Source organism: Actinokineospora terrae, from assembly GCF_900111175.1.
Classification (GTDB): Bacteria; Actinomycetota; Actinomycetes; order Mycobacteriales; family Pseudonocardiaceae; genus Actinokineospora; species Actinokineospora terrae.
The window spans coordinates 25,475-33,124 of the sequence record NZ_FOGI01000024.1; the positions used below are offsets into that span (position 1 = coordinate 25,475).

14 protein-coding genes are annotated in these 7,650 nt (G+C 69.4%); 2 read left to right on the forward strand and 12 right to left on the reverse strand.

Translation table 11 applies throughout. From position 1 onward, the window contains the following. Positions 1 to 55: 55 nt before the first annotated feature. The 11 genes from BMY07_RS33000 to BMY07_RS33050 form a co-directional block, all read right to left on the reverse strand. Positions 56 to 526 carry a hypothetical protein gene (locus tag BMY07_RS33000; RefSeq protein WP_092787211.1) on the reverse strand — a complete coding sequence of 157 codons (471 nt, stop codon included), beginning with the start codon at positions 524 to 526 and terminating at the stop codon, positions 56 to 58. After that, positions 523 to 816: a hypothetical protein gene (locus BMY07_RS33005; RefSeq protein WP_092787213.1), complete on the reverse strand. Its 294-nt coding sequence runs from the start codon at positions 814 to 816 to the stop codon at positions 523 to 525. Before BMY07_RS33005 ends, BMY07_RS33000 begins: the two co-directional genes overlap by 4 nt. Further along, positions 813 to 1,274, reverse strand: a complete 462-nt coding sequence (locus tag BMY07_RS33010; protein WP_092787215.1) for a hypothetical protein — start codon at positions 1,272 to 1,274, stop codon at positions 813 to 815. Before BMY07_RS33010 ends, BMY07_RS33005 begins: the two co-directional genes overlap by 4 nt. Continuing rightward, positions 1,271 to 1,693 carry a hypothetical protein gene (locus tag BMY07_RS33015; RefSeq protein ID WP_092787217.1) on the reverse strand — a complete coding sequence of 141 codons (423 nt, stop codon included), beginning with the start codon at positions 1,691 to 1,693 and terminating at the stop codon, positions 1,271 to 1,273. Before BMY07_RS33015 ends, BMY07_RS33010 begins: the two co-directional genes overlap by 4 nt. Beyond that, positions 1,690 to 2,130, reverse strand: coding sequence for a hypothetical protein (locus tag BMY07_RS33020; RefSeq protein WP_092787219.1), 441 nt, complete (start codon positions 2,128 to 2,130; stop codon positions 1,690 to 1,692). The genes BMY07_RS33015 and BMY07_RS33020 overlap by 4 nt, the downstream gene beginning before the upstream one ends. A 466-nt stretch (positions 2,131 to 2,596) precedes the next feature. Beyond that, the gene (locus BMY07_RS33025; RefSeq protein ID WP_092787221.1) at positions 2,597 to 3,307 is read right to left on the reverse strand and encodes a DUF7341 domain-containing protein; all 711 of its coding nucleotides are present in this window, start codon (positions 3,305 to 3,307) and stop codon (positions 2,597 to 2,599) included. After that, a complete protein-coding gene (locus BMY07_RS33030; protein ID WP_143073767.1) occupies positions 3,304 to 3,843 on the reverse strand; it encodes a zinc finger domain-containing protein in 540 nt (179 codons plus the stop codon). Before BMY07_RS33030 ends, BMY07_RS33025 begins: the two co-directional genes overlap by 4 nt. Beyond that, entirely contained in the window at positions 3,840 to 5,039 is a 1,200-nt protein-coding gene (locus BMY07_RS33035; protein ID WP_092787225.1) for a hypothetical protein, read from the reverse strand. The genes BMY07_RS33030 and BMY07_RS33035 overlap by 4 nt, the downstream gene beginning before the upstream one ends. 30 nt (positions 5,040 to 5,069) lie before the next feature. Continuing rightward, positions 5,070 to 5,294: a hypothetical protein gene (locus BMY07_RS33040; protein ID WP_092787227.1), complete on the reverse strand. Its 225-nt coding sequence runs from the start codon at positions 5,292 to 5,294 to the stop codon at positions 5,070 to 5,072. Next, complete coding sequence (locus BMY07_RS33045) at positions 5,291 to 5,704, reverse strand: hypothetical protein (protein WP_092787229.1); 414 nt, start codon at positions 5,702 to 5,704, stop codon at positions 5,291 to 5,293. The genes BMY07_RS33040 and BMY07_RS33045 overlap by 4 nt, the downstream gene beginning before the upstream one ends. Positions 5,705 to 5,772: 68 nt before the next feature. Next, entirely contained in the window at positions 5,773 to 6,045 is a 273-nt protein-coding gene (locus BMY07_RS33050) for a hypothetical protein (protein WP_143073768.1), read from the reverse strand. Between the two features lie 580 nt (positions 6,046 to 6,625). Between BMY07_RS33050 and BMY07_RS33055 the strand changes: the two genes are divergently transcribed. After that, positions 6,626 to 7,030: a helix-turn-helix transcriptional regulator gene (locus BMY07_RS33055; protein WP_143073769.1), complete on the forward strand. Its 405-nt coding sequence runs from the start codon at positions 6,626 to 6,628 to the stop codon at positions 7,028 to 7,030. A 158-nt stretch (positions 7,031 to 7,188) separates the two neighbouring features. Further along, complete coding sequence (locus BMY07_RS33995) at positions 7,189 to 7,404, forward strand: hypothetical protein (protein WP_143073770.1); 216 nt, start codon at positions 7,189 to 7,191, stop codon at positions 7,402 to 7,404. A gap of 1 nt (position 7,405) precedes the next feature. Here BMY07_RS33995 and BMY07_RS33060 read toward each other — a convergent pair. Beyond that, positions 7,406 to 7,650: DUF397 domain-containing protein (locus BMY07_RS33060; protein ID WP_218150865.1), on the reverse strand; the 245-nt coding region annotated here is incomplete at its 5' end.

Consider the following 7,650-nt stretch of genomic DNA (forward strand, 5'->3'; position numbering starts at 1 on the left):
ATCCTGCCCCAGTGCCGCGCCCGTGTCGACCGGCCGTGGCCGGGTCGCCGCCGGGTCATCGCCACTCGGGCGGGGTGTAGGGGAAGGGGTCGCGGACCGTGTGTTCGGTTTGCGTGGTGAGCACGTAGGCGGGCAGCATCTGCCGGAACTGGTGCAGTGCCTTGTACACCTGCTCCCAGCCGTCGATGACCACCGAGCCGGAGTCCTTGCCGCGGTAGGGAGGGATCGGGGCCACGATGATCGGTCGCTCCAGGTCGCTGGCCATCGCTGCGTCGTGGTCGATGTCGACCGTGACCAACGAGATCGTGTCTCCGGAGGGGATCGCGGGTGGCATGAACACCGCCAGCCTGGTGATGTCGACCTCGGGGTGCAGGACGGCCGCGCCGGGGTCGGCCGCGATCAGCTCCCGTGCGTGGGTGACGCACCACCGGATCAGCATCCAGGTGAAGCGCTCACAGCCGATGTGCGTTGCCGGGTGCTCAACCGTGGCGGGGTCGGGTTCTGGTGCGTTCGGGGGTCGGCTCATCGGTTCCCACCCGCCGTCACTGCGCGGTAGCGGTCGGAGTCGATCGGCACGATGGCCGGGCCGCGCGGGGCCTCGTCCTGGGGGAACCCGGCGGCGTGGTAGCCGCACCAGGGTTCGTTGTACTCGGTGTCCAGGATGACGCCGGGCTCGGCGCAGGGGGCGTCGGTGCAGCTTGCGCATGAGGCGCACAGTCCGTGCCCGATGCCGGGGGGTGGACCGTCGTAGAGCACGACCGCGACCGCTGGAACGTCGCGGCCCTCGTGGTTGGCGCACAGGATCTCGGTGGTCATGGCGTCTCCTGGCCGGGGTCGATGGGCTGGGCGGAGCCGGTGATGTTGGCGCGCAGCTTCCGGTGGAGCTTGCGCACGAAGGTGCGCGCGAGTTCGGGCATGGGCTCGCCGTAGCGGCGTTCGTGGGTCGCGGCGGTGCGGTTGAGGAGCGTGTTCCAGCGGTCGGACTCGACCAGCAGGGTGCATATCGAGCAGGCCGACCACGCGATGTCGCTCATGCCGATCGGGGCGCCCGGAATCGTGGGGACGGTGAAGATGTTGGCCGGGATAAGGAACTCGGAGTGGCCGTCGGTGCAGAAGTCGCACAGTCCGCGCCATCCCGGGGGAGCTTGCACCGGCACTGGCTCGTGCTCGACCTTGCCGAGCGCGACCGGGTGAAGGAACGTCACGCCGTTCTCGTCGGTGCGCCGGAGAAGGGCGCGGTCGCAGACCTTGCAGATGAGCGTTGTGTCCGTCACGGCGTCTCCCCACCGTCGAGGTGGACGACTCCGTGGGGCCAGCGGGCGTCGGTGAGCACGGACTGCATCCGGGGCAGCATCCATACCTGCGTCGGGTGCACGAGTCCGCCGCCGTGGGGCTTGTGCGGGGACAAGGCATGCACCGCGTGCCAGCCCGCGTCGTGCACCGCTTTGGCTTCCAGAGTCAGGTGCCGCGGTTGCAGGGCAGTGTCCTCGGAGAGCGTGGGGGTGCCGGGGCCGACCAGGAACTCGTCCTCCAGGCCGCCGATCGCCACGACCAGCCGCGACCGGTCGAAGATCAGCACTCGGAGCGTGGCACCCTGGGGGATGGTGCCGTAGAGCTGTTCCAGGCTCAGCACCAGATGGATGCCGTGCGCCACGGTGAACGGCTGCTGCATGTGCGTGAGCTCGCCGGTCACCGAACCCACCCCGTGACGCGCCGGGCACGGTCGGCGAGGTCGGCCAAGCGGTGGGCGATGTAGTAGCGGCGGACCTTCACGTGCCCGGGCCGGTAGTGATGTTCGTCAGTGGGTTCGAGCACGACCGCGTGCACGGCGCCGAATCGAGGCCGACCGTGGTAGATCGCGTTGTGCCCGATCACCGCGTCCTCGATCGCGTCCGCGAGGCGTTGCAGAGTCCCGGGCGCGTCGTCGGCCCGCACGGTCGCGCCGTGGACGTGGACGTCGATCATCCACGGCGAGAACAGGTGATGGCGGTAGACGGTGGCGGAGAAGACCATATCCGTGAACTGCGCGGGCAGGTCGTGCCGGACCAGGAATCCGGCGAGTGCGGGGACGCTCGGGATGTGGGCGCTGTCGCGGACTCGGTCACCGACGTGGTCCGCGCCTACGGACAATTGATATCGCCCCACCATCGGTGGACCCCATTTTCGGCGGGCATAACGCATGGGTCGACCCCTTCGTGAAATGAGCGGGATTCCCTCAACCCCAATTGGGATTGTTAGGACTTGCCCATTCACCATGCGGCGGCACTCACGGTAATTTCAAGAACAAGAAATGAAATCATCATCACCGGCGTCACTCGCGCTTTGCGCGGTATTGCGGAAATGACGGAAATCTGTCGTGGAATTCCGGAAAGGGGGTGCGGGCGGCGCTCGCGCGGATCATTTCGGTGCGGGGTCGGCACCGACGGTCCGGCAGGCAAGGCCGCCCGCACCCGGGAGGGCGACGGTCCGCGCGGGGTGGATGCGCGGACCGTCGCCGTGGGGGAAGAGGTGATGGTCTCGGCGTGATGTGGGCATGGCTCCGCCGAGCCCCACCAGTGTGCCATAGGGACGATCATGAGGTCAACCGATGACCGGATCATTCGCAGTCCAAGGCGAGCACGGTCTTGCGCTGCTGGTCGAGGATCTGGCCGAGTCGTTGCCAGTGGTCGAGGGGCCAGCGCATGTCGCAGGCAGCGCAGGCGGCTTCGACGCGGTCGGTGTCGATCCACAGCGCGGGTTGGCGCACCCACTCGGCCTCGATGTCCGACCACACCAGCACTGTGGTTTCCCGGCAGGTCGGGCAGGCGTGGCCCCGGAGCCGGTACCGGGGTTGTGGTTCCACGATGGCGCGGGCGGTGGTGACCCACCGCTGGGCCTGGTCGGCGGCGTGGGCCAGGTACTCGGGGTCCTCTATCTGCCACTCCTCGGCGTGGCTGGCCCAGAGTCGGACCTGTTGGGACAGTGCGTAAGTGGGGCGGTGGTGGCGGGGGTGGTGGCCGTGGGCTGCGAGCTGGCGGCGCATCTCGCTGCCGATCTCGGCGACCACCGCCACGGCGTTGAGGCTGGCCGGTGGTCGTGAGCCGATTCCGGTGGCGCCGGTGCGCTCGCTGCCGGGTTCGGTGGCCTGCACGAGCTGGTCGAGCAGGCATGGGATCAGGGCGCGGTCGGTGCTGCCGTCGTCGCGGGTGATGGTGCCGATCCCGGGGGCGCAGAGCTGGTCCACCGCGGCGTCGAACGCCAGGCGGAGCTGGACGGGATCGTGGAGCTCCACTCGCTGGTCTTGGTCGTCGTGGAGGGTGTGGTTCATCGGGCGGTTCCCTCGGTGCTGGTGCGGGCGGCGTCGAGTCGGGACGGGTGCAGACCGGTGCGTCGGTCACGACGCTCTCGGCGGCCGAGGCGGTCGCGGGTCAGCGGCCCGCAGCCGTGGCCCGGGTTGGCTTTGCAGAACGGGCACCGCACCTGCAGGGCGGTGTCCCGGTCGGGCGTGAGCGGCCAGCCCATTGCCGTGTAGACGGCGACGATCCCCCGGTCCCGGGCCGCGGTGGCGCGTTCGCGGGTGATGCCGGCGCGGCGTTGCGCGGGCACCACCGGCAGGTGGGTGACGGGGTGGGCGCGGGCGATGCGGATGCGGTCGATCACGTCGGCGGGGGTGATCCGGCCGTGGTGCTGGGCCTGGAGGACGGTCAGCGCGGCGTGGCACTCTCCGGCGGAGTGTCCGCGCAGCTCGTGCAGCCACGCGTCGACCTGGGTGTCGGTGGGCGGGGCGTGGCCGGTGACCCGGTAGTGGGTCAGCAACGCTCGAACCTCCGAACGCGTCAACGGCGGCTGCGTGTGTGCGCTCATGCCCGCACCCGCCCCGACTCGGCGTCGGCTTGGAACGTCGCGTCCAGCGCGTGGGCGACGATCGCGTGCAGCGTGGCCGGGTCGGCGTGCGCGGGCAGCTCCCGCACGGCGAGCCCGACTGGGGAGCAGTCGTTGTCGGCGAGGGCGTCGGCGCGCATCCGTTCGATCGCCTCCGCCGCGGCCACGGCTTCGGCGCGCTGGGCGGGTGCGGCGGCCACCAGGGCGGCGCGTTGGTGTTCAGCGACCAGCTCCGGCAGCCAAGACACCGGAAGCCGCTTGCTCGACCAGGCGCGTAATCCGGCTGCGATCACCGCGGGCTCCACGTCCTCGCGCAGCAGGTCGATCACCTCGGCGCGCAGCCGTTCCCGGACGCGGCGGGGTTGCTCGGGGGTGTGGACGGTGACCAGGCGTTCGGCCTCGGCGCGGCGGCGTTGCCGCCTCGACCCGACCTGTTGGTCGTCGGGGGTCTCACGTGCGTGCGTGTCGCGCGCTACGCGCGTGGGGTCACCCCTTTCTTGATCTACCAACGTAAGAGGAACTACTTCACCCTGCTCCCTACTCCCTTCTCCCTCAGGTCGCGCGGAAGGGATCGGCGAAGGGTTAGCCGAGGGGATCTCGGAAGGGTTGGCCGGTACCTCGCTCGCCCGCTCGGTGTCGATCGGCGCGGGCGCGGTTGGGGTGGTGGTGGCCTTGTCGGCGCGTCGGGGGCGTTGGGCCATCGCGGCCATCACCGAGGGAGGTAGCGTGCGCGCCCCGGCCTCCAGCTCGTGGGCGGCGACCATCGGCGCGGGACCGGTGATCTCCACCGGCAGCCGCCGCAGCTCCCGGGCCAGCGAGGCGCGCAGGATCGGCGAGACGATCTCGAACCCGGTCCGCAGCGCGGCGCGCAGGGTGTTGGGCTGGCGCCACAGCTCGTCGCGCCGCACGAAGCTACGGACCAACAGCTCCTCGGTGTCCTGGTCCACGACGATGAACCGCGCCGCGTCCAGTTCGGCCAGCGCGGCGCGCACGCCATCGAGTCCGAGGTCCGGGTGGGACTTGGCCCAACGGCGCACGGCGACGTCGAGCATCCCGGCGTAGGTCAACCGGCGCTGGGAGAACAGAAACAGATACACGAGCTTGGCCGGAGTGGACAGTGCGAGGAAATCTGCGTCGTCCCAGATATCCAGATACAGGCGTGCGTGATCACGCGCCATCGTGTGATCTCCCCCAGGAGGTCTCGAAGGTCAACTACGCGCGCCGTGAGCGCGCAGGTGTAGCCGTGCCCGGATGCGGGCGGCGGTGTAGGTCGACAGGCGCAGCGCGGCGGCGGTCTCGGCGTCGGTGCGGCCCTGGGCGTGCAGGATCGCCACGGCCACCTCACGCGCGGCCGTGCCCAACTCCTCACCCACCACCAGGCCCGCTATCGCCCGCCGGGCCGCTTCCGCGTCGGCGTGGCTGTAGCGGCTCACGACACCGCGGCCTCCACCACGGACGCCGGATCAGGGCGACGGACCGGGTCCAGGTTCAGCGCGTAGATCGGCTGGAGCTTGCCCCCGTTGCCGCCCTTGGCATCGGTCGACCGGGCGTAGCGGCCGGTGGCCACCAGGACCCCGGCGGCGGCCAGCCGCCGCACCGTCGCGCCCACCCACGGCGGACGCACCCAATGCGGTAGGCTCGACCGCCACCGGTTCGCGGTGGTCTCCCAGAACGGATCGGCCAACGCGTCACCGATCACGATCTCGACCACCGCGCGCACCTGGTCGCGGTTGCGCGGGTCACCGGCCAACAACGCCGCGATGTGCGTGACGGTGTCCGGGTACTCCAACGGCAGAGGCCGCAGCGTCGCGGCCAGCTCCACCGCCGCATCCACCGCGTCCACCGGTGCGGGTGGAACCGCCCGGTCGACGGGAGCCTTCCGCCGTCGACCGGGCGAGGACCGCGGGCTCATCAGCCCAACAGGACGAAGGTGCGGACCTCGGCGATGTCCTCGCACGCCTTCGCCACGTCCGGGTGCAGCGCCCGCAGGCGCGCGATCGACACCGAGATCCGCAACGACTTCTTGAACGTCGCCACCGGCACCCCGCGCAGCGTGCCGACCTCGGTCTCACCGAGCCGATCCTTGATCACCAGCTCCAGCGACTCCCGCAGCTCGGTGTAGTAGCGCTGCCGCTGTTTCACCCGACGCAGGTACTCCAGCACGATCTCCAGGTCATCCAGCACCACCGAACCCGGAACAGGGTCCGTACCCAGATAAGTCCAAGTCGACATTGAGCAGACCGCCTCCAGACGGCCACAACACGTATCTTGAGCATGACGAAACACCGCGCCATAAGGCGCGGACAGGACAGAGCAAGATCAGGCCGACAGGCTCACGCCGTCGCTATGGCCTCAGGACACACGTCGCCCCCAACACGCGCGGGCACCGCCGCGCACACGGGCGGGAACCCCCAGGTGTCCCGCGCCCTCCACAGTCACCCGAACACCCATGCGTGTCAAGTAGAAGGCGCGGCGTGTCATCTTTTGCGTCACTCGAATGGGCTAAAGTTGCCGACGTGTCACGCACAACACCCACACTCGGTGAGCACGTAGTTGCTCTTGGCTGGACCGTTCACCGTAGGACATGGCGACTGACGGCCTAACGCATCGATGCGTTGCAGCAACCCACTGTCGCCGACCGTGGCTGTGCGGAACACTTACGACCATCGAGGGGATGCGCGTCCACACAGTGAAACGCCATGATCCTCACCACGCGGCCAGCCCGCGAACCTCACCTCGACCCAGCGCAGGGCGGAGATCCACGATGAGCACGGCCGAACCGCGCAGCCATAGCCATGTGGAAGCCCTGATCCGGGCACGCTGCCCCGGCGTCTCGATCAAAGAGCTCGAACGCCGCCACGGCGTCCAGGCCGGAGGCATAGCCAACCTCCTCAAGCCTTCGCGCGGCGCAAGGTTCCCCCGTCTCGACACCATCGAGCGTCTCGCCGCCATCCTCGGGCTGGACACCGCCAAGGTCTTCCACGCCTTCGCTCTGGACGCAGGGCTCGGCGCCCCCGACCTCACCGACACCGAGCTGGACCTGGTTGCACGGTTCCGCCGCCTCGGCGAACAAGACCAATCCCGAGCCCTGGCCCTCATCAGTGCGCTGGAGACCGTCGCCCACACCCTCGACGGCCACGCCCCTGCCGCGACGTCCGACCAGGTCTAACGGCAGCCGGGCAGAAACGCGACACGGTTGATATGTCCGCGTGGCTAGACTCGATCACGACACCACCCGCGGACTAAGGAAACTGGGGGGCCGGAATCCTCGCGCGGGCTGCACGCGCAGACGCACGCCCACAAGGCACGCGAGGCTCGGAGGACCCGGTGACCAGTCAACAACCCCTCATCGTCGTCGCCGAACGTGACGCCCTACCGGCTCGGCCTGGCGTCGAACTGCTGATCGACGGTCAAGGTCGCGCCTACGGCATTCGGGTTCGCGAAGGCGCGCCCATGACCGCCACCCTCGCGGGTTTGATCAACGACGTGCTACAACGCCGCGTGGAGTCGGGTCGCAGCACGTCGCCAGCCGATCGGTGTTGATCTAGCCCGCGGCGTCCGACGCCAAGTCGACCAGCATCTTCCAGGAGGCGGTCGGGAAAGTCAGGATCTCGGTGCCAGCGCTCTTGGAGTCGCGAAGCATGGCCGTGGCGCCGAACATGGCGACTTCCAAGCACTGACCGTTGTCAACGCTGCGGCTGCTCTTGCGCCACACGACCGCGAGCGAATCGGACACAGTCATGGTGATGTCACTCTCTCCGTCAGGACAACGCTGCGACAGCCCGCTGG